General features: G+C 65.0%; 23 protein-coding genes, 1 tRNA gene and 2 pseudogenes. 11 read left to right on the forward strand and 15 right to left on the reverse strand.

The features are described 5' to 3' along the window. The first annotated feature begins 124 nt into the window (after positions 1-124). The 4 genes from N0B15_RS11470 to N0B15_RS11485 all read left to right on the forward strand — a co-directional run bounded on the left by N0B15_RS11470 (position 125) and on the right by N0B15_RS11485 (position 5326). The gene (locus N0B15_RS11470; protein WP_263019844.1) at positions 125-970 is read left to right on the forward strand and encodes an NmrA/HSCARG family protein; all 846 of its coding nucleotides are present in this window, start codon (positions 125-127) and stop codon (positions 968-970) included. Between the two features lie 288 nt (positions 971-1258). Further along, a complete protein-coding gene (locus N0B15_RS11475; protein WP_263019845.1) occupies positions 1259-2956 on the forward strand; it encodes a nitrite/sulfite reductase in 1698 nt (565 codons plus the stop codon). Then, on the forward strand, positions 2946-4511 hold the full coding sequence (locus N0B15_RS11480) for a Coenzyme F420 hydrogenase/dehydrogenase, beta subunit C-terminal domain (protein ID WP_263019846.1): 1566 nt from the start codon (positions 2946-2948) through the stop codon (positions 4509-4511). Before N0B15_RS11475 ends, N0B15_RS11480 begins: the two co-directional genes overlap by 11 nt. A gap of 191 nt (positions 4512-4702) precedes the next feature. Further along, a complete protein-coding gene (locus tag N0B15_RS11485) occupies positions 4703-5326 on the forward strand; it encodes a hypothetical protein (RefSeq protein WP_263019847.1) in 624 nt (207 codons plus the stop codon). 289 nt (positions 5327-5615) lie between these two features. Here the strand turns inward: N0B15_RS11485 and N0B15_RS11490 are convergent, their stop codons facing one another. Then, positions 5616-5750: a hypothetical protein gene (locus tag N0B15_RS11490; protein WP_263019848.1), complete on the reverse strand. Its 135-nt coding sequence runs from the start codon at positions 5748-5750 to the stop codon at positions 5616-5618. Between the two features lie 141 nt (positions 5751-5891). Between N0B15_RS11490 and N0B15_RS11495 the strand changes: the two genes are divergently transcribed. Continuing rightward, positions 5892-6161 carry a DUF7553 family protein gene (locus tag N0B15_RS11495; protein ID WP_263019849.1) on the forward strand — a complete coding sequence of 90 codons (270 nt, stop codon included), beginning with the start codon at positions 5892-5894 and terminating at the stop codon, positions 6159-6161. 21 nt (positions 6162-6182) lie between these two features. Here the strand turns inward: N0B15_RS11495 and N0B15_RS11500 are convergent, their stop codons facing one another. Both N0B15_RS11500 and N0B15_RS11505 read right to left on the reverse strand, forming a co-directional pair. Continuing rightward, a complete protein-coding gene (locus N0B15_RS11500; RefSeq protein WP_263019850.1) occupies positions 6183-6956 on the reverse strand; it encodes a class I SAM-dependent methyltransferase in 774 nt (257 codons plus the stop codon). Between the two features lie 91 nt (positions 6957-7047). After that, positions 7048-7680, reverse strand: a complete 633-nt coding sequence (locus N0B15_RS11505; protein WP_263019851.1) for a rubrerythrin family protein — start codon at positions 7678-7680, stop codon at positions 7048-7050. Between the two features lie 434 nt (positions 7681-8114). Between N0B15_RS11505 and N0B15_RS11510 the strand changes: the two genes are divergently transcribed. Then, positions 8115-8582 (forward strand): PIN domain-containing protein, encoded by a 468-nt coding sequence (locus N0B15_RS11510; protein WP_263019852.1) that lies wholly within the window; start codon positions 8115-8117, stop codon positions 8580-8582. 252 nt (positions 8583-8834) lie between these two features. Here the strand turns inward: N0B15_RS11510 and N0B15_RS11515 are convergent, their stop codons facing one another. Then, complete coding sequence (locus N0B15_RS11515) at positions 8835-9704, reverse strand: sulfurtransferase (RefSeq protein ID WP_263019853.1); 870 nt, start codon at positions 9702-9704, stop codon at positions 8835-8837. Positions 9705-9986: 282 nt separating this feature from the next. Here N0B15_RS11515 and N0B15_RS11520 point away from each other — a divergent pair, with 282 nt between their 5' ends. Next, on the forward strand, positions 9987-10796 hold the full coding sequence (locus tag N0B15_RS11520; protein WP_263019854.1) for a sulfurtransferase: 810 nt from the start codon (positions 9987-9989) through the stop codon (positions 10794-10796). 57 nt (positions 10797-10853) lie between these two features. Here the strand turns inward: N0B15_RS11520 and N0B15_RS11525 are convergent, their stop codons facing one another. The 5 genes from N0B15_RS11525 to N0B15_RS11545 all read right to left on the reverse strand — a co-directional run bounded on the left by N0B15_RS11525 (position 10854) and on the right by N0B15_RS11545 (position 16273). Next, positions 10854-11504: a bifunctional 4-hydroxy-2-oxoglutarate aldolase/2-dehydro-3-deoxy-phosphogluconate aldolase gene (locus N0B15_RS11525; protein ID WP_263019855.1), complete on the reverse strand. Its 651-nt coding sequence runs from the start codon at positions 11502-11504 to the stop codon at positions 10854-10856. 35 nt (positions 11505-11539) lie between these two features. Beyond that, entirely contained in the window at positions 11540-13072 is a 1533-nt protein-coding gene (locus N0B15_RS11530) for a dihydrolipoyl dehydrogenase family protein (protein WP_263019856.1), read from the reverse strand. 75 nt (positions 13073-13147) lie between these two features. Then, on the reverse strand, positions 13148-14056 hold the full coding sequence (locus tag N0B15_RS11535; RefSeq protein WP_263019857.1) for an AEC family transporter: 909 nt from the start codon (positions 14054-14056) through the stop codon (positions 13148-13150). A 73-nt stretch (positions 14057-14129) separates the two neighbouring features. Next, positions 14130-15719 (reverse strand): GMC family oxidoreductase, encoded by a 1590-nt coding sequence (locus tag N0B15_RS11540; RefSeq protein WP_263019858.1) that lies wholly within the window; start codon positions 15717-15719, stop codon positions 14130-14132. After that, a complete protein-coding gene (locus tag N0B15_RS11545; RefSeq protein WP_263019859.1) occupies positions 15716-16273 on the reverse strand; it encodes a gluconate 2-dehydrogenase subunit 3 family protein in 558 nt (185 codons plus the stop codon). Before N0B15_RS11545 ends, N0B15_RS11540 begins: the two co-directional genes overlap by 4 nt. 129 nt (positions 16274-16402) lie before the next feature. On the opposite strand from N0B15_RS11545, the gene N0B15_RS11550 reads away from it, so the two are divergent. Together N0B15_RS11550 and N0B15_RS11555 are read left to right on the forward strand one after the other, a co-directional pair. Continuing rightward, positions 16403-17782: a signal recognition particle protein Srp54 gene (locus tag N0B15_RS11550; RefSeq protein WP_263019860.1), complete on the forward strand. Its 1380-nt coding sequence runs from the start codon at positions 16403-16405 to the stop codon at positions 17780-17782. Between the two features lie 150 nt (positions 17783-17932). Beyond that, positions 17933-18916 carry a hypothetical protein gene (locus N0B15_RS11555; protein WP_263019861.1) on the forward strand — a complete coding sequence of 328 codons (984 nt, stop codon included), beginning with the start codon at positions 17933-17935 and terminating at the stop codon, positions 18914-18916. Here N0B15_RS11555 and N0B15_RS11560 read toward each other — a convergent pair. Both N0B15_RS11560 and N0B15_RS11565 read right to left on the reverse strand, forming a co-directional pair. Further along, the gene (locus N0B15_RS11560; protein WP_263019862.1) at positions 18913-19326 is read right to left on the reverse strand and encodes an RNA-binding domain-containing protein; all 414 of its coding nucleotides are present in this window, start codon (positions 19324-19326) and stop codon (positions 18913-18915) included. The genes N0B15_RS11555 and N0B15_RS11560 overlap by 4 nt on opposite strands. A gap of 2 nt (positions 19327-19328) precedes the next feature. Next, a complete protein-coding gene (locus N0B15_RS11565; RefSeq protein WP_263019863.1) occupies positions 19329-19898 on the reverse strand; it encodes an AAA family ATPase in 570 nt (189 codons plus the stop codon). 89 nt (positions 19899-19987) lie between these two features. On the opposite strand from N0B15_RS11565, the gene N0B15_RS11570 reads away from it, so the two are divergent. Together N0B15_RS11570 and N0B15_RS11575 are read left to right on the forward strand one after the other, a co-directional pair. Beyond that, entirely contained in the window at positions 19988-20362 is a 375-nt protein-coding gene (locus N0B15_RS11570) for a YccF domain-containing protein (RefSeq protein WP_263019864.1), read from the forward strand. Between the two features lie 55 nt (positions 20363-20417). Beyond that, a tRNA-Arg gene (locus tag N0B15_RS11575) sits at positions 20418-20492 on the forward strand. A gap of 436 nt (positions 20493-20928) precedes the next feature. Here N0B15_RS11575 and N0B15_RS11580 read toward each other — a convergent pair. The 4 genes and pseudogenes from N0B15_RS11580 to N0B15_RS11590 all read right to left on the reverse strand — a co-directional run bounded on the left by N0B15_RS11580 (position 20929) and on the right by N0B15_RS11590 (position 22910). Further along, a pseudogene (locus N0B15_RS11580) lies at positions 20929-21514 on the reverse strand (transposase domain-containing protein). A 64-nt stretch (positions 21515-21578) separates the two neighbouring features. Continuing rightward, a pseudogene (locus N0B15_RS11585) lies at positions 21579-21689 on the reverse strand (IS6 family transposase); the annotation flags it as partial. Between the two features lie 299 nt (positions 21690-21988). Next, positions 21989-22411 (reverse strand): transposase, encoded by a 423-nt coding sequence (locus tag N0B15_RS18345; protein WP_425494230.1) that lies wholly within the window; start codon positions 22409-22411, stop codon positions 21989-21991. A 46-nt stretch (positions 22412-22457) separates the two neighbouring features. Next, complete coding sequence (locus tag N0B15_RS11590) at positions 22458-22910, reverse strand: helix-turn-helix domain-containing protein (RefSeq protein ID WP_263019865.1); 453 nt, start codon at positions 22908-22910, stop codon at positions 22458-22460. Positions 22911-23331 lie beyond the last annotated feature (421 nt).

Consider the following 23331-nt stretch of genomic DNA (forward strand, 5'->3'; position numbering starts at 1 on the left):
CCGCTTCGGGCGTCTCACACTCGCGTGTCGGTGCTGGCGCTCGTTTTCTCTCGCTCGAGTCACTGATGCCGCCAGCACACTCCCGTACCAGCTACTTGTGGCTCGCGGTGGTACCACCCTCGCTATGTCCGTAGACAGCGTTCTCGTCGTTGGTTCGACCGGCACCCAGGGCGGCGCGGTGGCGCACCACCTCCTCGAGCGCGGGGTCGTGGTGCTCGCACTCACTCGAGACAACGACAAGCCCGAGGCTCACGATCTCGCCGAGCGCGGCGCGGAGGTCGTCGAGGGCGACATCAGCGAGAAGAACAGTATCGAGGCGCTGATCGACGACGTCGACGGCGTCTTCTGCGTGACGAACTTCTGGGAACACGGCTACGAGGCGGAGGTCGAACAGGGGACGAACGTCGCCGAACTCGCGAGCGAGGTCGGTCTCGAGCAGTTCGTCTTCTCGTCGGTCGGCGGCGCAGAGCGCGAGACCGGTATCGCGCACTTCGACTCGAAGTGGGAGATCGAAGGCCGGATTCGCGACCTCGGACTGCCCGCGACGGTCGTCCGTCCGGTCTTCTTCATGCAGAACCTCGCGGGCTTTCGCGAGTCCATCGAGGAGGGAACGCTCGCGATGGGGCTCGAGGAACACGTTCCGCTCCAGGTGATCGACGTCGAGACGCTCGGGGCGTTCGTCGCGGCTGCGTTCGCCGACCCCGAGCGCTACGTGGGCGAGGCGTACGAACTCGCGAGCGACGAACTCACCCTCCGGGCGATGGCGCTGCGACTCGCCGACGTCCTCGAGACCCCGGTTCGCGCCCAGCACCTCTCGGTCGAGGAGGTCGAGTCCTCACAGGGTGAGGAGTACGCCGTCATGTTCGAGTGGTTCAACGACCACGGCTACGAGTCGCCGATCGACGAACTGCAGGCGGATCACGACGTCCCCTTCTCGCGGTTCGAGACCTACCTCGAGCGCGAGTGGTGAGCGCTCCCACCTCGAGGCAACACTTTCCTCATCTACCCGCACACAGCGGTTCGCCCGCGCTCGCGAGCCGACGGAGATGCGCTCGAGCGTCCGGCCGAGGTAAAAAGACCCTGCATATGGCGGTAAAAGCTGCCGGAGTGTCCCAGCGGTGTCAGTGTTCGCCTGATACCGCGGTCGTTTAGTCGTGGGGAGAGACTACTGGTATAGTATGTATCCACAGCGTCTCTCGTCGACTCGTGGACTGGTCTCACGGCCGTCGCTCGAGTCGGCCGGTGGGGGGTGGCTCAGATGAACACGACCGAGCAGCACAAACAGGAGAAACATCCGCTCGACGTCATCGAGGACTTACAGAGCTACGCCGAGGAGGGGCTCTCCTTCGAAGAGATCGAAGCCCGTGCCGGTGGCGGCGAGTGGGAGCGTCTGAAGTGGGCCGGAATGTACACCCAGAAACAGGACGACTTCTTCATGGTGCGGACGAAGGTTCCGGGGGGCTACCTCACGCCCGAGCAGGCCGAAGTGATCGGCCAGGCGGCGACCGACTTCGCCGTCGCGCCCGAGGAGTTCGGCGGCGAGGAGCAGAACGAACTCTGGGGTGACGCCTACCTCGACATCACGACCCGCCAGGACGTCCAGAAACACTGGATCCGCGTCGAAGACGTGCCCGAACTCTGGGAGCGCTACGAGGACGTCGGCCTGACGACGATCCAGGGCTGTGGCGACTCGGCTCGCAACGTGCTTGGCTGTCCCGCCGCCGGTATCGACGAGGAGGAGTGTTTCGACGCCCAGCCAGTGATCGACGCCGTCACGGACTTCTTCACGGGCAACCGCGAGTACGCGAACTTACCGCGGAAGTTCAAGATGACGATCACCGGCTGTGTCCACGACTGTGGCCAGTCACAGATCAACGACGTCGGTCTCGTCCCCGCCCGCAAGGAACTCGAGGGTGAACACTACTACGGCTTCCACGCCCGCGTCGGCGGTGGTCTCTCCGACGGCCCGCGCATGGCCTCCGAACTCGACGTGTTCGTCCTCCCCGAACACGCCGTCGAGTTCTGCCGTGCAGTCGCGCAGGTGTTCAAGGAACTCGGCGACCGCCACAACCGCGGCGTCTGCCGCCTGCGCTATCTCGTCGAGCAGATGGGTCCCGAGACGTTCGAAGAAGCCGTCCGCGCGCGCTGTACCGTCGACCTCCCCACCGCGGGCGAGGGGCTGACCGTCGGCTACCGCGGCGACCACGTCGGCGTCCACGACCAGAAACAGCCCGGACTGCAGTACGTCGGCTTCAACGTGATCGCCGGCCGCATGGGCGGCGAGGAGTTCGCCGAGGCCGCCCGCGCCGCGAAGAAGTACGGCACCGAGGAGACCTCGATCCGGCTGGCGACCGACCAGAACTTCCTCATCACGCACGTTCCCGAGGAGAACGTCGAGGCCCTGCTCGCCGAACCCTTCGCCCAGGAGTACAGCCCGAACCCCGGTCCCTTCTCGCGCGGTGCCGTCGGCTGTACGGGCAACGAGTTCTGTAACTACGCCATCATCGAGACGAAACAACGCACCAAGCGCTGGGCGCGCGAACTCGACGAGCGTATCGACGTCCCCGACGACGTCGAGGTCGTCCGCATGCACATGTCCGGCTGTTCGGCCTCCTGTGCCCAGCCACAGATCGCCGACATCGGCTTCCGCGGCGAGACCGTCAAACTCATCGGCGACGCCACCGACGGCGAGGGCGACGAACTCGTCGAAGGGATGGACGTCGGTCTCGGCGGCAGTCTCGGGACCGACAACGAGTTCATCGACTGGATCGAAACCGCCGTCCCCCACCACGGCGTCATCCCCGCCCTGGAACGCCTCTTCGAGGTCTTCGCCGAGGAGAAACACGAGGACGAACCGTTCTACGCCTGGTGTCGCCGCGTCGAGAACGACCAGCTCCGGGAGATCATGCAACGCGCCGACGCCCCGGTCGCTCGAGGTGTTGCCCATGGCGACTGAGAAGCGCTTCCCGGGCGTCCCCGAGCGCTCAGACGGCGCGAGCGACGACCGGACCGCGAGCGCTCGCACGGCCTCCACCCACACCGACGCCGAGACCGGTGTCACGGACGACGGCTGCTCGCCCGAGACGTGTACCTGTGGCGGTGGGACCGCTGGCTCGCAGCCCTCGTCAACCCAGCGAGCGGGCCAGCGCGCCGTGACCGACGGCTCCGGCGTCGCCAACGTCGACGAGACCGGCTCGCTCGGCGACCTCGAGTTCACCACGCCCGCCGAGGGCATCAGCCAGGACATCGAAGGGAAAGACCCGTCCGTCCGCGTCGGCGTCCCCGAGGGCGTCGAACTCGAGACGCCGGAGTACTCGATCCGCTCCGAGATGAACGACGTGCGCGAACTCGACGAGAAGACCTGGTTCATGGAACTCGACGAGGCGGTGATCGACGAGGGGCGGTGTATCCAGTGTGGAACCTGTGTGGCGGCCTGTCCCTCCGATTCGATCGGCGTCGGCGACGACGACTTACCGGAACTCGTCAAGATGTGTACCGGCTGTTCGCTCTGCTGGGACTTCTGTCCCCGCGGCGGCCTGCGCTACGAGCGCCAGTGGGTCATCACCGGCGGCGAGGACAACGTGAAAGGGGCGGGCGATCCGATCACGGAGTTCTCCGCGAAAGTCGAAGAAGAGTGGCGCGAGAACGCCCAGGACGGCGGTGTCGTCACGAGCGTCCTCATCCACCTCCTGGAGGCGGGTGAGATCGACGGCGCGCTGATCGCCACCGAGAGTGAGGAGGAGTCCTGGAAGGCCGAAGCCTTCCTCGCCACGACGCCCGAGGAACTCATCGCCAACACTGGCACCATCTACAACCAGACGATGGCGCTCGGCCACCTCGACCTCTCGAAGTGGGAGGAGAAACTCCCCGACAAACCCTGGGAGGACCTCTCGCTCGCACTCGTCGGCACGCCCTGTGAGATCGAAGGCATCCGCGCCCTCCAGGACTTCGAGTGGGACTACCAGAAGCAAAACGCCGGTGTGCGCGCCATCGACTACACCATCGCGCTGATGTGTACGAAGAACTTCAACTACCAGAGCCTCATGGGCGAGATGATCCAGGAACAGCGAGGCATCGACCCCGAGGACATCGGCAAGATGGACGTCCTCCACGGCAAGCTGATGGTCTGGGATCTCGAGGGCGAGATGATCCTAGAGGAGGACATCGGGAACTTCCACGACGCCGCGCTCAAAGGCTGTGACGAGTGTGCCGACTTCACCGGCTACTGTGCCGATCTCACGGTTGGCTCCGTCGGCTCGAGCGACGAGTACTCGAGTGTCATCGTCCGCACCGAGCAGGGACTGAAGGCGTGGAACCTCACGAAACACGACCTCGACTTCCACGACCTCGAAGACCGCGGCGCGATCGGCGGTCTCCAGAGCTGGGACAAGAAGAAGGCCTTCGAGAGTCTCGAGCGCCCCTTCGACCCCGACGCACCCCGCTTCATCGACTACACTGACCACGCCGAGTGGTACGGGACGGTGCTCAACCCTCACGACGAGGGCTACTGACGGGCTGGTCGGTTTCGCTCTACACGCAGCGGTGGTCAAACTGGTCTCCGTTGCTCGTAGCCGTTCTGTTTTCGTTCACGTCTGTGCCGGTGAGTAGCTGTGCCCTTCGACGGTCTGATCGATTCCGTATATATGTATATATTATTTTTATACAGATAAAGTTTTACATGTTAATATGGGGATGGTATGATATGCGTCGTAGACAACTACTCGCGGGCGCAGGAGCATCAATTGTGGGTATACAGAGTTTGAGTGGGAGTGCGAGTGCATGTGTCGTGTGCAGGTACGATGACCGATATTACAAAAAAGAAGGTGACTTGGTCTGGGTGGATTGGGATGGAATATATGGTGAACAAGAGTATTTTGCGCCTGCCGAGGTAATCATGGAAGTTCGCGATGCAAAAGTATACGGTGCGTGGGCTAAAGTGGATAACTTCTTCCCATACGATGACGATTTCACGCTAAAAGTGAAGGCCGCTGGTGAGTGGGTCGGACCGGATCTTCCAGTGATTCGAATGCCCAGTTCTGAAACTGCAGCGGTCGACTTCGATCCTGACCACGCAGAGTCTAGGGACGATATTCTGGGTATGTCGCTGATGATGAAATTCCCTGGTCTCGATATCCGCCCAGTCGAATCGAATAGTATGTGCGGTCCCTCGTATACAGTGGAGGTGGAGGGACATTACGATACGCTCGAACTAGATTACTGCGGTGGTGATGGCGAACCGATAGATAGTCTACCCGATTGGACGGATGATGCGACTGATGACGCGACCGAGCACGACGACGATAGCTTGTTACCGTGGCCGTTCTAGTACTCCGCCAAGCGTCGGCCGACGAGTGAAACGGGATGACTGCATTCGGGTTCACTCATCCGTTAAGCTCGGGTGGTCTTGACAGTGGAAGTGGGTGTGGAGTTCGGTCGTATTGCTGAGTTGCCACACCGGGCAATCTGTTGGCCGCGTTCGACGCGGTCACCCACTTCGACGGTGACGCTCCCGCGCTCGAGGAGACGAGGCCGCTGTACTCGTCGCCGTGGTCGATGGTCACATAGTTGCTTCGACTGTCCGCTGGCGTGGATTGACTCCGACGTCGGTGCGGTGGTCAGTTCGAGTGGTGGCCACGGTACCGTCTGCGTGCGAGGGTCGGTTCGCCGAAGCAGTAGTACGCCTCGTGGCTGCCCGCTCGAGATTCGTCGTTCCCGTTCTCGTTGCCGTTGTCGTCTCGTCCCCTATTCACCTGCCATCTCGAGTGGAGCCACTCGATGTGCCGTGCTGTAGTTTTCGCCCCCGCCGCTGTGGGCCGTTGGGTGAGCGCAGTCTTCCGGTGGGTATGCCGCCGACACAACGACTTTGACGCTCTCGACCGAAGGATCGACCGATGACCAGTGACTCACTCGAGACCGCAGCACAGGCACTGTCGGAAGCCAGCGACGAGGCGAGCGGTGAGGCGGCGACCCGCCTCGAGAGCCAGGCCGACCAGTTCGCCTCGCTCGCGACGGACCCGAGCGGTCTCGACCACGGCAAACTCGCCCGCCACGAACACATCCTGACCTCCATCGCCGACGCGGAAGGCGGTGCGGTAGCTGACCACGTCGAGGAGGCGCTCGCGTCGATCAAATCCTACCGGTCGACGCTCGAGGGCGTCTGACCCAAACCCGGTCGCCCGCGCTCAGACGGCGTTCGCGACGAACCTGAGCCGCCGGTAGTCCGCCGTCCACGTCCCGTCCTCGTAGTGGGTGTCGCGAAGGCGCTCTTCGACTCCCGCGTAGACCTCCTCGCGCTCGTCGGCGGGGAACGCCTCGAGCAGGCTATCGCCGAACATCTCGAGCCAGTTTCGCAGGCCGTCTGCGCCGCCTTCGAGCGGTGTCGGCCGGTCGAAGAGCGTCGCGTAGACCACCTCGAAGCCGTGGGTCTCGAGCAGCGAGGTGTGCTCGCCGATGGTCGGGAAGTACCACGGGTTGTCGACTTCGACCCCTCGCTCCGTTCCCTCGGCGCGCAGGGCGCCGACGATGCCACCGACGTTTCCAGCGCCGCCGAACTCCGCGACGAACTGGCCGTCGTCTGCGAGCGCGGCGCGAACCGACGCCGCGAGTCGGCCCTGGTCCGCTCGCGGGACCCAGTGGAGCATGGCGTTCGAGAAGACGGCGTCGAACGGCTCGTCGACGCCCAACTCGCGGGCGTCCCCGTGGACGAACTGCAACTTGGGGTACGTTTCGCGGGCGGTCTCGAGCATCGCTTCGGACTGATCCATCCCGACGACGCACACCTCGCGGTCGGCGATGGCGGCGGTCAGTTCACCGGTTCCACAGCCGAGGTCGAGAACGCGCGCGCCGGGGTCGACCTCGAGCAGCTCGAGGACGCCCGACCCGTACTCGAAGACGAAGGCGTGTCCGTCCTGGTAGCCGTCGGCGTCCCACGCGTTGGTCGGCTCGTCAGTGGTCATCACTCTCGAGGAGTGGTTCCGTGGTCATATCTCTGCCCTCGCCGTGTGACTCGGCCACACGCTTCGGACCTGCCTCTCCGCGGCCGGGTGCTCAACAGACCGGCTTCGGGTTCGCGCCCATCCCCTCGAGCACCTCGACGTACTCGCCGTAGGCGGCCTCGATCGCCCCGGTCGCCGCCGCCTCTGCCTGCTCCCAGTCCGCCTCGCTCTCACAGACCGCCTCGAGCGCCTCGAGTGCGCGCTCGAGCTGCCCATCCAGGTCGTCGCCGAACTCCCGAAAGAGCGCGGCCGTCTGCGGGTCGGCATCGCCGACGAAGAAGCCGACGACCTGCGTCTTCGAGCGGTCGCTCGCCAGCGTGCGCCCGACGAGACCGCCGAGGCGCTCCGGGGTCCCCTCGAGTTCACGGAGGTACTCGTGGAGCGCTGGCGTCTCGTCGGGGTCGTGCTCGCCGCCGAGTGTCTCGACGACGACTCCGTAGTGGCCCTCCTCTTCGTCGGCCGTCGCCTCGAACACCGCCCGTGCGACCTCGTCGTCCTCGTCGTCGGCCCACCCGGCGAAGGTCTGCCAGGCTGCGTACTCCGCGTCTCCGGTCGCCTCGAGCACCGGCTCGGCGTCGATCTCTCCGCCGGTGGCGGCGAACAGCGACTTCGAGGAGCCGAGTCGCGATAGCGCGGTGCGATTCTCGTCTTCGACGGTCTCGAGGAACGTCTCGGAATCAGTCATGCGACGAGGTACGAGCGGTCTCGAGTTAGGTCTGTCGTGGTCCGTTCACGCGGGATGGTGCGTGCTCGGCTGCGGAGACCGTTCGCTCGAGTCGCATCCGTTGGAGCAGTCACACGACTCGAGGCGACCGAGGCGTTCGAAGAGCGCCTCACCCGAAAAAGATGGAAAACTCCCAGACGGTATCGACCTGGCCCGGCCACTCGAGGGTTGCGACTCGCTTTCAGTACCTCTTCTTTCGGCGCACAACTGGTATCCAGGTATCCACGAAAGGCATATACGAACTCTATACTATTGTATAGCCATGGGTACGGACAGAAAATCGATCCCGGTCTCGATACCTGAGGGGCTGGCTGAGGAACTCGACCAACTCGTAGAAGAAGGAACGTTCGGTTCGCGCTCTGAGGCGCTCCGATACGGTGCACGGCTGGTCACCCGTGAAGCACACGAAAAACGTATGCACGAACGAACGTCAGCGGCTGCCGAATCAGACATCGAAGAGCGGTTGGAGCGAAAGCGTATACGTTGACACTGACGTCGTACTCGCCGTACTGAAAACCGACGACTGGCTCAGCTCGTCTGTCGATCTCGAAACGATCGCCGATCCGAAAACCTCGGTTGCAACGCGTATCGAAGTGCAGTACGCGATGGAGGGCGAGTGGGATCGTGAGCAGCGGACGGTGGTCCACGAACGGATCGTGGAGGAAGGAATTTCGCTCGTTCCGTTGCGATTCGAGCATATCGCCGCCGGTTCAGCGTTACAACGCGCGTACGACCGGCTGAACCTGTTCGACGCCGTCCACCTCGGTGTGGCTACGGTGCTTGACGAACCAATCGTCTCGACGGACACGCTGTACCCGACGATTCGAGAAGTCGATCACGTCGATCCCCGCGATCTCGAGTGAACGCCCGTTTCCGACTCGAGGGCTCGTTCCCTTCGGTCGCTCGCGGTTCCACCGCTCGCGTGGCCGCGGTTCTCACGGCTTCGCCGCTCCGAACCGCGTGTTCACTCGCCCTCGCCTGCCTCCACGGGTCGCTTACGCTCCCCGTTCCGATTCGAGGCTTCCGCCTTCGCTTCGCTCAGTCGTCAGCCTCGCCTTGCTCGCGGTTCCCTCCGGTCACCGCTCGCTTTCTCGAGGGCGACTTCTTCACTTCGTTCAGTCGCCGCCCTCGCCCGTCTCCACCGGCACACCGACGAGGTTCCCCCACTCGGTCCAGGAGCCGTCGTAGTTGACGGCGTCCTCGTAGCCGAGCAGTTCGTGGAGGGCGAACCAGGCGACCGAGGAGCGCTCGCCGATGCGGCAGTAGGCGACTGTGGTTCCCGTTCCGTCGATGCCCTCGTCGGCGTAGAGTTCCTCGAGTTCGTCGCGGGTCTTGAAGGTCCCGTCGTCGTTGGTGACGGCGGCCCACGAGATGTTCTTCGCGCCGGGGACGTGGCCGCCGCGCTGGGCGGTCTCTTGCAGTCCCGGCGGGGCGAGCACTTCGCCGGTGAACTCCTCGGGAGAGCGCACGTCGACGAGCGGGAGCCCGCGTTCGATGGCGTTCTCGACGTCCTCGCGGTAGGCGCGGATGGACTCGCGTGGACCCGAGGCGGTGTACTCGACGGCGGAGAACTCGGGGACCTCGTCGGTGGTCGGATAGTCGTTCTCGAGCCAGTACTCGCGGCCGCCATCGAGCAGTTTGACGTCGTCGTGGCCGTAGTACTTCAGCTGCCAGTAGGTGTAGGCGGCGAACCAGTTCGAGTTGTCGCCGTAGAGGACCACGGTGGAGTCCTCGGTGATGCCGTGGCTACCCAGAAGCTCCTCGAAGTCCGCCTTCGTGAGCACGTCGCGGGTGGTCTGGTCCTGGAGCTGGGTCTCCCAGTTGAAGCCGACCGCGCCGGGGGCGTGGGCCTCCTCGTAGGCCTCGGTGTCTACGTCGACCTCCACGAGGCGGTAGTCGGGGCCGTCACTCTCGAAGCGCTCGAGGTTGTCCGCGACCCAGTCGGCCGAGACCAGTACGTCGTTGGCGTAGTCGTCTTCTGCCATAGCTCACTCTACACCGCCGCCCGTCATAGGGACTCGTCAACCGGCCAATACAGTCGTCACTTTATCTTACCGGTCAGGCTTGCCTCTGGCTCGGATGCCCGTCGCGCCCGCCATCCGAACACCATCGGCTGACCTCGCTTCAGTCGGGCGAACGGCCGGGACCGGGGCCGCTCGAGCGCCGTCGGCCGTCCGCCGTTCCGACAATACTTGCCACGACCTCGGAACCGCTGCCAGCGGTGCCGGGACCGACGCGTTATGGGGCCGCCGCCACGTAGGCGAGCCATGGACGAGTCCGTCGTCGTCTCGCCGGAGTGGCTCAGCGAGCGCCTCGAAGACACCGAATCGGAGCCTCCGGCTCGCGTCGTCGACGTCAGAGAGCCGTGGGAGTATCAGGGAATCGGCCACCTCCCGGGTGCGGTGAACGTCCCGTTCGACAGCTTTCGCGACGAGAGCGACGTCGACCGCGGGATGCTCCCCGGTGCGGAGGCGTTCGCCGCGCTCTGTGGCGAGGCAGGCATCGAACCCGGAGACACCGTCGTCGCCTACGACGACACCCACGGCGTCTTCGCCGCCCGCTTCGTCCTCACCGCCCACCTCTACGGCCACGCCGACGTCCGTCTGCTCGAGGGTGACTACAGCGCCTGGAACCGCCGCTACGAGACCGCGCGCGAGGCTCCCGTTGTCGAACCGACGACCTACGAGGCCGCGCCGCTCTCACCCGCCGAGAGTCCGCTGATCGACCTGCCCGAGGTGGAGGCGGCCATCGAGCGCGGCGCGCTGCTGGTCGACACGCGCGAGCAACAGGAGTTCGAGGAGGCTCGCCTGCCGAACGCCGTCCGCTTCGACTGGGTGACCGTCGTCGACGAGGAGGCCCGCGGGCTGAAACCGCGCGCCGAGATCGAAGCGCTGCTCGAGCACCGAGGGATCACCCGCGAGCGCGAACTCGTCCTCTACTGTAACACCGCCCGGCGGATCAGCCACACCTACGTGGTCTTGCGCCACCTCGGTTACGAGACCGTCTCCTTCTACGAGGGCAGTCTCACCGAGTGGCTCGCCGCCGACGGCGAGGTCGAGACGGGCGCACTCGAGTGAGTGCTCACGTCCCGAACCGTCTCTCGCGTCTCGAGACGTGTGGTGATTCTCTTTCGCCTACGAACGCGCTTCGTCGACCGCCTCGGCGAACCTGGCGGCGTGGTCGGTGACCGCCTCCATGTCGTCGCGAGCGATTGCGTCGTAGTCGATCATCGCCGAGCCAGCGCCGACGGCGGTGACGCCAGCCTCGAAGAACTCGTGGACGTTGTCGGGGCTGACGCCGCCGGTGGCGACGATCGGGAGCTGTCCGAGCGGTCCCTGAATCGATTTGATGTAGCTCGTGCCGAGGGCGGCGGCGGGGAACACCTTCAGCATGTCCGCGCCCGCTTCGGCCGCGGTGACGGCTTCCGTCGGCGTCGCGACGCCCGGAATCGCCACCTTTCCGTAGCGGTTACACGCGGTGACCATGCCCTCGTCGAAGTGCGGTGCCAGAATGTAGTCCGCACCGGCTTCGATCACGTTGACGGCCATCGGCTCGTCGAGGACCGTCCCCGCGCCGATGAGGGCGTCGGTGTCGGCGAGTGCACGGCTCACCTCCGAGATCATCGCGCTCGCGTCGGTCGCGTCCGCCGTGATCTCGAGTGCGCGCACGCCGCCCTCGTAGAGCGCCTCCGAGACGGGAACGATCTGTTCGCGCTCGATTCCGCGCATGACGGCTACGACGCCCGCGTCGACGATTCCCTGGTAGGTCTCGAGTTTTCCGGTCATACCGTTCGCTCGATGTGGAGGCACAATAAACGCTGTCACATCCCCTCGCGCAGGCCGCGCCAGTCGGGTGCCGTCGAGTGCGGTCGGCCCGCCGCCTCGTCGAACGCCACGAGCAGGACCTCGCTCAGCGCCGGGTGGACGTGGACCACGTCAGCGAGCGCCTCGAGCGTCCCTGGCCCGGTCTCCATCGCGACGACCACCTCGTGGATCAGCGTCGACGCCTGCGGACCGACGACGTGACAGCCGAGCACCTCGCCGTCGGGACTCGCGAGCACCTTCACGAACGCCGCCTCGTCGAGGTCGAGGAGCATCCCCAGCGGGGCCACGTCGTAGGGAACCGTCGTCGCCTCGTAGGCGCGTCCCGCCTCCTCGAGTGCGTCCTCGGTCTGGCCCACGCTCGCGACCTGTGGGTGCGTGAACACCGCGTGGGCCACCGTGTCGTACTCGACGGTGACCGGGCCGTCGGTCTCGCCTCGCTCGTCGGTCTCACCTCGATCCTCTCGCTCGCCCCTGCCGAGCGCCCGCTCGAGCAGGTTTCTCGTCACCACTCGCGCCTCGTAGTCGGCGGCGTGTTTGTACGGGTGGGCGGCGAGAACGTCACCGAGCGCCCAGACGTTCTCGCTCGTCGTCTCGAGGCACTCGTCGACGGCCACGTGGCCGCGCTCGTCGGTCTCGACGCCCGCCCGCTCGAGACCGAGCGCGTCGGTGTTCGGTTCACGGCCGGTCGCGACGAGCAGCTCGTCGCCGTCGAGGTCGACCGTCTCACCGTCGCCCGATTCGGCCGTGACGCGAACCCCTCCGTTTCGACTCGAGACGGCGGTCACCTCGTGGCCGGTGTAGCAGTCGGTGCGTGCCGCGAGGGCCTCCGTGACAGCTTCGCTCACGTCGGCGTCCGCGTCCGGGAGCAGGGACTCGCTTCGCCCGACGAGCGTGACGTCGGTGCCGACGGCGGCGAAGACGTGACACAGCTCGACGCCGATGTAGCCGCCACCGACGATCACGAGGGTTTCGGGTCGCTCCTCGAGAAACAGCGCGTCGTCGCTCGTCAGGTACGGCACGTCCTCGAGACCGTCGATCGGTGGGACCACCGGCCGCCCGCCGACGGCGATGACGACGTGGTCGCCGCGGATCCGGCCGGGGGCGTCGTTGCGGTCGGTGCTGTCGTGGCCGCTACTCTCACCCTCGTCTCGCTCGAGTGCGATCGTCCGCTCGTCGACGAACCGCCCCACCGCCTCGTACAGCGTGAGCCCGGCCGTCCCCTCGAGCGTCCCGCGCTGGCGGTCGGCCTTCTCGTAGACGGTCGACTCGATAGTCTCGGTGATCGCGCCGAAGTCGATTCCTTCGACCGTGGCGTCGATACCGAAGCGCCCGGCCCGGCGAATCTCCTCGAGTAGGTCGGCGCGCTGGACTAGCGCCTTCGAGGGAACGCAGCCTCTCGTGATACACGCCCCGCCGAGGGGTCCCGGCTCGAGGACGGCCGCCTCGAGTCCCTCGGCGGCGGCCGCGCTCGCGATCTGTGAGCCGGAACCGCCACCGAGGACGACGACGTCGAACTCGTTCGTGGTCATGGTGGGTCTCGAACATCCACCACGGACGGACGGATAAAGGCGCTCGCCACGCGCGGCGAGTCGGTGGCTCGAGCGCTAGCTCACGAGCGCGATGATGACGATCAGCGTGAGAATCGAGACCACCGTCGTCGCGAAGACGTTGCGCGAGGCGAACGCCTCGTCGCCGCCGAGTTCGCTCGCGAAGACGAACGTCGAGACGGCCGTCGGCGTTCCGAGCATGACGACGGCGGCGGCGAACGTCGCCGAATCGACCGCGAGCAGCGAGAAGACGGCCCACGCCAGGACCGGCATCGAGAGGACGTTCAGCGCGACGACGCTCCCGGTCGCGCCGAGATCGGCCGCGGGGAGCTCGAGTCTGAGCGAGGCGCCGACACACAGTAGCGCGAGCGGGAGCGCCAGCGCGCCGACGGTCTCGAGTCCGGCCGTCGCTGGTCCGGGAACCGTCAGCCCGACCGAGCCGACGGTGAGTCCCGCCACGAGCGCGAGCAGGACGGGATTTCTCGCCAGCCGCCCGAGTTCGTGACGTAGCGACACGTCCGCGCCGTTGATCGTCGAGAGGAAGAGGATCGTCGTCGGCAACTGGACGAAGGAGACGACGCCGAGGATGACGCTCGCGATGGCGGTCACCTCGGCGTCGAACGTCGCGGCGATCAGCGGGACGCCGAGGTAGCCCAGGTTCGAGTGGTACGACTGGACGATGGCGACGCTCCGTCTGGCCGGGTTCGCCTGCTTGCGGTGGACGACCCAGGCGAGGGCGACCGTCGTGGTGAAGACGACGAGCAGTCCGGCGAGCAGTGTCGGGGTGAGTAAGTCGCCGACGGCCTGGCCGGCCGTCGAGACGAAGATGAGCGCGGGCAGCGCGACGAAGTAGGCGACGGCGTTGAGCCGGGCGGTCCGGGTCTGGCCGAGGTGGCCGCTCGCGCGCAGCCCGACGCCGACGGCGACGAGGACGAGCAAGAAGACCAGCCGGCCGACGACTTCCATACCCGCTCGCAGACGACTCCGGTGCTTGAGGCTTCGGTTCGCGGAAAGCCACCGCTGGCTCGCTGGACGGGAGTCAGAGCCGTCCGTCGACGTGGTCCGCGACCTTCAGCGCGAGCGCGGCGATGGTCAGCGTCGGGTTGACCGCGCCGCCGGTGACGAACGTACTCGCAGAGGAGATGTAGAGGTTCTCGAGGTCGTGGGCGCGCAACTCCGGGGAGACGACGCTCTCGTCGGGGTCGGTCCCCATCCGCGTCGTCCCCATGTGGTGGGCACCCATGCCGACTGTCTCGGGATCGCTCTGCCAGACGACCTCGCCGTCGATAGCCGTCAGGATGTCCGCCGCGACCTCCTGGGCGAACGCGGCGGTCTCGAGTTCGCGCTCGCCGAGGTGCCAGTCGACCATCGGAATCGGCCGCCCGTGGTTGTCGGTGCGCGAACCAGCGAGGGTGACGCGGTTGTCGGGGTCGGGTAGCTGTTCGACCGCGGTGACGATCGATCCCACCTGGCCGTAATGTGTATCGAACGGCTCGAACAGGTCGTCGCCCCACTCTTCGGTGAACGAGACGATCTCCATCGGCGCGTACTCCGCGACGTTGCTGAACTCGAACTGGAAACTGGTGGGTACCTCCTCGTGGTCGTAGAACTCGTGGCTGATGCTCGTCGTGAACCCGATCTCGTTCTGTCTGGTTCGTTCCTCGAGCGCCGCCACCGTGGTGACGTAGGGGTGCCCCATCAGGTTCCGCCCGACCTGCCCGCTCGAGTTCGCGAGACCGTCGGGGTGTGCGTCGGACGCAGAGAGCAACAGCAGCCGTGGCGTCTCGATCGCGCCGCAGGCGACGACGAAGGCGTCCGCCGCCTGTTCGTACTCGGTGCCGTCGGGGGTGGTGTAGTGGGCGCGCTCGAGCGTCTCGCCGGTCGAGTCGTGTTCGAGGCGGTGGACCTGTGCGCGGTCGATCACCCGCGCGCCGTCGGCTTCGGCCTTCCGGACGTGGACGTCGGCGCTGTACTTCGCGCCGGAGGGACAGACCGGAATGCAGGTGCCGTAGCCCTGACACGGCGAGCGGCCGTCGTACGGCTCGCTCGCGATGGCGTGCGGTGCGGTGTGCATCCTGACACCGACGTCCTCACAGCCGCGGGCGTAGACCGAGTCGGCCTGGCTCGCCGGAAACCCCTCCATCGGGTACGGCTCCGATCGAGGTGGGGCGAAGGGGTTGTCTTCGTCGCCCGAGACGCCGAGTTCGCGCTCTGCGGCGGCGTAGTACGGTCGGAGGTCGTCGTACTCGAGCGGCCAGTCGCGCGCGAGTCCGTACCGCGTCTCCATCTCGAAATCCTCCTCGTGGAGCCGTGGCGTGACCGCACCCCAGTGGAGCGTCGTCCCGCCGACGCCCTTGACGCGCTCTGTGTTCAGTGGGACGTCGTACTCGAGGGTCAGGTACTCGTCGCGCTCGCCACCCATCTCCCAGACCTCGAGTCCGTCGTAGCCGTTTCGGAGCGCCAGCTCCATCTGGACGTGGCGCTCGTCGGGGTCGAACCAGCGCCCCGCCTCGAGGATCACGACCGAGTAGCCGCGCGCGGCGAGGTCGGCGGCGACGAGCGCGCCACCGGGACCCGATCCGATCACGCAGACGTCCGCGTCGTCTTCTGGCGTCCGTTCCGCGCTCATTCGCCGATCGCCTCCCGGTAGGTTTCGGTCCCACCCGGCCGCCCCGGCGGGTTCAGGTGGTCGTACACCGCCGCTGGCTCCGCCGAGACGAAGAAGGCGTACAGCAACTCCTCGAAGAGGTAGAACCGGACGTGCTCCGACCCGCCCCCGTCCGGGTTCGGCGTCGCCGTCCCGACTCCCAGGTCCTCGAGTACCTCGTCGCGCTCTGCCCCCGTCAGCTCCACGAACGGCTCGCCCGACACCTCGTGTGCGTGCTCGTCGACGGTCGCGTACGCCCGGGCGATCTCCACGAGATACGCCTCGTCGACGATCGCGCGGCCGTGGACGTAGGTCTCGACGAACTCGGCTGTCACCTCGACCGAGGAGGGATAGAGGGTCTCGGCCGTCGCCACGAGTCCGTCGACCGGCGGCTCGTCTCCCGGTGTGGTGTGGCCTGGCTCGTCGATGTCGCCGCCTGCACTGTCGTCACCGACCGGTGCCGTACAGCCTGCGACGCTCACGCTCACCCCCATCGCTGTGAGGGCGGTGACGGCATTCCGCCGCGTTAGCTTCATGCTTTTGTGTTCGGATCATAGACACAAATTCCTTCCGGTGGTCTCGGCCGACCATCCGCCGCCGTGGTCTCCGCCCCGAGACGCGGCCGAGAAAAAGCCTTTAACGCGGTCGCCCCGTACGCAGAGCAAATGGTACTCGACGATCTCGGTAGTTCTCTCCGAGGGACGCTCGACAAACTCCGCGGGAAGTCTCGCCTCTCCGAGGAGGACGTCGAGGACATCGTCAAAGAGATCCAGCGCTCGCTGCTCTCGGCCGACGTCGACGTCTCGCTCGTGATGGACCTCTCCGACTCGATCAAGACGCGCGCACTCGAGGAGGAGCCACCCGCCGGCACTCCCGCTCGCGACTTCGTCCTCCGCATCGTCTACGAGGAACTCGTGGGTCTGATCGGCGACTCGACCGACCTGCCGCTCGAAGAACAGACGATCTTGCTGGCGGGTCTCCAGGGGTCGGGGAAGACCACCTCCTCCGCGAAGATGGCGTGGTGGTTCTCGACGAAGGGGCTTCGCCCCGCCGTGATCCAGACCGACACCTTCCGCCCCGGTGCGTACGACCAGGCGAAACAGATGTGCGCCCGCGCGGAGGTCGACTTCTACGGCGACCCCGACAACGACGACCCCGTCGACATCGCCCGGAAGGGACTCGAGGCGACGAGCGAGGCCGACGTGCACATCGTCGACACCGCCGGCCGTCACGCACTCGAGGACGACCTGATCGACGAGATCGAACAGATCGAGGCGCTGGTCGACCCCGACACCTCCCTGCTGGTACTCGACGCGGCGATCGGTCAGGGGGCGAAAGACCAGGCGGCGCAGTTCGACGAGTCGATCGGTATCGACGGCGTCGTCATCACGAAACTCGACGGGACGGCGAAAGGTGGGGGTGCCCTGACGGCGGTCGACCAGACCGACTCCTCGATCGCCTTCCTCGGCACCGGTGAGGAGGTCGAAGACGTCGAGCGCTTCGAACCCAACGGCTTCATCTCCCGGCTGCTAGGGATGGGCGACCTCGCCCAGCTCGCCGAGCGCGTCGAGCGCGCGATGGACCAGACGGGTGCCGAAGACGACGACTGGAACCCCGAGGACATGCTCTCGGGACAGTTCACGCTCGTCGACATGCAAAAGCAGATGGAGGCGATGAACAACATGGGACCGCTCGATCAGGTGCTGGACATGATCCCTGGCTTCGGCGGCGGCATCAAAGACCAGCTGCCCGACGACGCGATGGACGTCACCCAGGAGCGCATGCGCACCTTCGAGTTCATCATGGACTCGATGACCGACACCGAGAAGGAGTACCCCCGCGCCATCGGCGCGAGTCAGATCGAACGCATCGCCCGCGGCTCGGGCACCAGCGAGGAGGCCGTCCGCGAACTCCTCCAGCAGTACAAGATGATGGAGCGCACGATCAAACAGTTCCAGGGCATGGGTTCGGAGAAGGAGATGCAGCGGATGATGAAACAGATGCAACAGGGCGGCGGCGGTGGCGGCATGGGTCCGTTCGGCTAGTCACGCCGTCTCCGTCGTCGCGGGGAGGGTAACTCCTCGGGAGCGCTGGCTCTCACCGCGGGTGGCTGACCGGCGTTCTTCGCCACCTCGAATACGGCCTGGGGCCGAAACGGCCCGAACGTTCAAGCGCTCGAACTCACACATGGTCGTATGCATCGCCGGTGGTATCTCACGCACGCCGGAACAGCCCTCACTCTCGCCGTCCTCGCGGGGTGTCTCGAGCGACTCGAGGATACCACCGGCTCGGACGACGAGACGGACGGCGGTGCCACCGACCGCACCGCGACCCGCGAGATCAGCCGCGGCGTCGGCCAGTTGAACCGCGCGGCCATCTCACTCGAGGAACTCGAGTCCGGTCTCTCCGACCCCGAGTCGGTCTCGTTCGACGCCGCCGAGCCACGCGCCGCCATCGACACCGGACGCGCGCACTTACTCGAGGCGACCGACCACGCGGACGACACCCAGCGCGAGGACATCGACGAACTCTGGCGCTACGCCGACGTCCTCGAGGCGCTCGTCGACGCGCTCGCGGCCGTCACCGACGAGACGCTCGAAGCCGAACGCGAGGCCATCACCGAGGCACTGGCAGACGAGCGCTTCGCCGACGCCCGCGACTCGATTTCCACACAGCGTGCGCAGGTCGAGGACGCCCGCGGGGGCCTCGACGACGCGCTGGCACTCCTCGACGCCCTCGAGCACGACCGCCTCGAGGAGTACGACACGATCCCTCCCACCGACCTCGAAGACGGCGCCCGCGCACTCGAGCCAGTGATCGACACACTCGAGGCGCTGGCCGGGGGCACCGAGTCACTCGTCACCGGCTACGAGTACCTCGAGGAGGGCGACGACCACATCGACGACGGCGCGTTCGCCGCGGCGAGCGAGGCGTTCACCGCCGGAGAAGCCGTGTTCGAAGAAGCGAATGCGACGCTCGAGGGCGGCGCGACGGGCGCACCGGACGGTCTCGAGGGATACTTTTACGAACCGCTCTGTCAGAGCGTCGCCCTCGAGGAGGCCGCCGCCGCACTCGCTGCGGGGGCCGACGCGGCCGACGACGGCGACCTGTTCGGCGCGCGCGACCACTGGGAAGAAGCCGACGAGTATCTCGAAGACGCAGCGCGCTGTCTGGGCTAGGGGTCGATCGGACGGCCGTCCTCGGTCGGCGGGGCAACGTGGTCGACGTACGCCTCGAGCGTCGGCTCGTGGACGGTGACGCGGACCTCGATCTCGCCGAGTTCGTCCTCCTCGCCGACGGCGAAGTTGACCCGCCCCTCGAAGGCGGCCCCCTTCTTCAGCGCGAAGCGAAACGACTCGCCCGCGCGGTTGGTGAAGAACTCGCTGCGGGCGGTGTCGAGGATCTCCTGGCGGTGGAGCGCCTCCGAGAAGTGATCGAGCGAGTGGGCGCTCGCGCGGATCTCACCGGGACCCTCCTCCAGGTCGGCGTTCGGAAAGAGGTTCACGACGGCGTCGGCGACCCGGGCGGTCACCTCGGTGTCGTAGACCGGTGCCGTAATCTCGACGTCGACGCGGTAGATCTCTGGCATACTCAGACCTCGTGTGCGCGGGCGTCGGCCCCGTCTTCGATGACCGCTCGCACGCGGTCGTGGAACGCCTCGAGCGTCGCCGTGTTCTCGACGACGACGTCGGCGCGCTCGATCGCCTCGTCCATGCCGAAGCCGCGTTCGCGCTCGTCGCGGGCGGCCAGGCCCTCCCCGCCGTCGGTCTCGTCGGCGTCGCGGCCGCGGGCGGCGACGCGCTCGGCTCTGACCTCGAAGGGTGCGTCGATACAGACCAGCGTGAACGCCTCGCCGAAGCGCTCCTCGAAGCGTTCGACCTCGACGCCCGAGCGCAGGCCGTCGACGAGGACGGTGTCGGCGCGCTCGAGTCGGTCCTCGATCATCGGCAGGGAGCGCTCGGCGATGGCGGCCGGGCCGTCTTCGTCACGCATGGCCTGTGCGACCGTGCCGTGGTCTTTCGTGGGGTCGAGACCGCGGTCTGTGGTCTCCTGACGGACGACATCGCCCATCGTCACGACGGGAATCCCCGCCTCCCGGGCGACCGTGGCAGCCTCACCCTTGCCGCTGCCGGGCAGCCCCACGGTTCCGATGACGTGCATTGGACCTGAGTACACACGACGCGCCCATAAGGGCTGTGTCTTCGACCCGCACCGCCGGTGTTATCGGGACAGCCCCGCTCTCATCACGTATGGCCGAGCACTCCCTGCCCGTGCGCGCCGTCTGGTTCCTCCTCGTCGGCTGGTGGCTCACCCCCATCCTCGTCAACGTCGCCTGGCTCCTGCACCTCACCATCGTCCTCATCCCCGTCGGCATCACCCTCATCAACCTCGTCCCCACCGCCCTGACGCTCAAAGAACCCCGCTCGAGCCGACGCGAGCGCTCGAGCGCCCAGTCCTCGCTGTTCGTGCGTGCGATCTGGTTCGTCCTCGTCGGCTGGTGGCTGAGTTTCCTCTGGGCGAACCTCGCCGCCCTCTTCGCCGTGACGATCATCGGCCTCCCGGTCACCATCTGGATGGCACACCGCCTCCCCTACGTTACGTCGCTGTACCGGTTCGACGGCTGAGACGCGACGCAAATCCCTACTGCTTATACTGATCGGTGGACGAGTGGGTACTCGAGGGCACGTAGCTCAGTCTGGATAGAGCGTCGGACTTCTAATCCGACGGTCGTGGGTTCGAATCCCATCGTGCTCGTATCGCGTGTCGCCCACAATGAGTGGTCTGCACATGTTTTGACCCCTTAAAATCGCTCGGGCGTCATATCCCATGAGTACGGTTTGACTCTCTTTCGAGAGGTGGTCAATTGTTGCGCTAATCACTTGGGCGGATTCTGCTCGTGGCCGACAACTATGGCCCTCACCACGCGAAACTCGCCCATAAACGGGCCGACGAGTTCGGCATCAATTTCGTTTCATTCCGCCGCATTCGCCACGCTCAACGCGATCGAACCGTTCTGGAAGAGAACCAAACGGGTGCTCTCGCCAGAGATTTTCGCGGATCGAGACATTTCAAAACGTCTCTGTGAGAGACGTTTCTTCGGTTGAGCCACCGCCTAAGTTTCGCGAGCGACTGGATTGAACGGCACCGTCTAGTTGAACACTTCTTCAGCTGGCGTTCGGTGGTTGAGTGACTAATTCGGTCGATTTTCGTTATAGTGGTAGACGAATCGATTGATCCACTGTCTGGAGTTGACTGGACTGCCCACCCATCTCATATGAAAGCGGTCGGTCCGAACCTTCAACGTCTGAAACCAGCGTTCGGTGTGGTTTCGCTCGCTATAGTCGAGGCGACCGCCGAGGTCTACCCGAGAGGGGACAGTCAGATAGCCGAAGCCATTGACGAGAAACAGGGCCTCAGAGAGTCGTGTTTCTCGCTCAGTCGGTGTAAGAATGCTGCCGCTGGATTGGTTCCCCGCCGACTGAACAGTTCTGCGTCAAGCACGAGTTTCGATTCGATGTCGATCGCTGCGTACAGCCATCGTAACTGGCCGCTGACGGGTTTGGCTGGCGATCAGCCAGCCGATGCGTCAACGCCCAGATGGTTCCGTGTGAGCGTTCAATGCCGAGCCATCGCAAGACGGCGGTTGTTTCTCTCACCGACAATCCGAGCGAGTGCAGGCGCACCCCGAACACCCTGACGGGCGTCGGGGTGCGCTCGTTCTCCTAAGCCTCAAGACCGTCCACGTCGAGTGTTTCCCTGAGCAGGTGGCGAGTCACATGGATACTTATCGCTCCCACCTGCTCGTTCCTCAATTCCTCATACAGACCGCGCCTGTGGACGGCTTTTTTGATTTCGTTTGACACCGAACTTCTCGAGTTCCCGAACGGTATTCGAAAGCGATAATCTACTCAGGTGGGAGCGAGTACTGAGTGCTTTGGCAAGCCTGAACGGATGAGTGAAACCAGGTGCGGCCGCCCGGTTTCACTCATCAGTCGACGCTTGGTGAAGTACTGAGGAGTGGCTTCCCAATCGTCGAGTGACTAGTTTTCAGTATCCTCGATAGTCGGATAGAGCCGGCGTAGTTTCGTGCGAGCGTCCTCGTTTGTGAATTGCCAATTGACCGTGACATCCAACTCATTGCGCTCAGTTTCCCACGCAGCGACCTCCGACTGGAGGGTCGCTGCGTCCGGAATTCTGCGGTTAAGACACTGCGTCTGGAGCGTGCTCCAGACGAGTTCGGCCATATTCAGCTAACTTCCGTGCGTAGGCGTGTAGTAGAACTCGAACCGATCGAGATACTCGCGTGCTGTTTCGGGTGGGAAGAACCGATAGAAGGCAGCCGGATTATGCGTACTGAGGTTGTCCAAGACTACCCGGATGCGGTCTGCATCCGGGTAGTCGTCTGCAATCGTCTGCATGCAGTCGATCCATTCACACGTTCGCCGGCGTTCGGTCACATGTAGGCGGCACTGGCCGGTTAACGGCTCTGTGGCCAGATGAAGCATTCGTTTCCCATTACGTTCGTAGTGGTGATCCGTTCGAGCGACCGCTCCCGGTGACGCCGGGAGCGGGTCGCGGACATGCTTGCGAAGCGCCTTGCTGGATTCGTCGAAACAGATGACTGGACGGTTCTCGTCGTACGGTTGTTCGTACAGAGAAAGGATGGTTTCCATGCGATAGACGAACTCTGCGTTCTCTTTGGGTGGAATGAGCCAGTACTCAGAGCGGTGTGGCTTCAGGTCGTTTTTTTAACCGCCGTCGAACGGCTTCCTCGGAGATCGAGTCGAACTCGATCTCCTCGAGAGAAACGAGACGGTCAGCCAGAAGGGCGTACGTCCAGCGAGATCGGCCTTCGGGTGGCTCCGAACAGGCCAATGCGACGAGATGGGCTTCAGCTCGCCCGTCAAGTTTCGGCTCGTAGTCTCGGTCGGGCTTGCGGCGGTGGATCGCCGCAAGCCCTCTCTCAGCGTACGCTTTGCGTGTGCGATAGGGCGTGGAGACTCCGCAATCGAGGTGCTCACAGATCGTCGGATCTGTGAGCCCCTCGTCGGACTTGAGGAGAACCTTGGCACGAGTGATGTCCTCAACCCGGTGTTCACCTTTCGAGACAAACTGCTCGAGCTCATTTCGTTCCTCCTCAGAGAGATCGACGATATGCTTCTTTCGACCCATTGCTGTAGGGAGGTGCTCAGAAGAGATAACCTAGTCTGTCCACGGTTGGGACAGTACTGAGCGCCATCGCGGTGTCCGATCTCGCTGCACAAATTCCAGTCGATCCATCCACTAGATCCCTAAGGCGAGCAGCTTCAGACATAAGCATCAAAAAATGCCACCGCATCACCTTTCCATACCCTAACTAAACGCCGCCCATTATATTGAGTAAGCCATGAATCTCTGATTTCGAGGCGGTACACCTGACATTAGCTGTCTTAATTCCTAAGAACCATGCGAAGCATCGGGCTTTCATAGTCTGATAAAATGAGCGCGAGTTATTCGTCTTTAGCTAAGACTCACACCTCGGTTGCGTAGCGGTAGCGAGCGTCTCTTGTAACACTGGCCGTTGCTGGTGGATCTTCTGTGCGTCGTCGATCAG

This window comes from Natronobiforma cellulositropha, assembly GCF_025629245.1.
Classification (GTDB): domain Archaea; phylum Halobacteriota; class Halobacteria; order Halobacteriales; family Natrialbaceae; genus Natronobiforma; species Natronobiforma cellulositropha.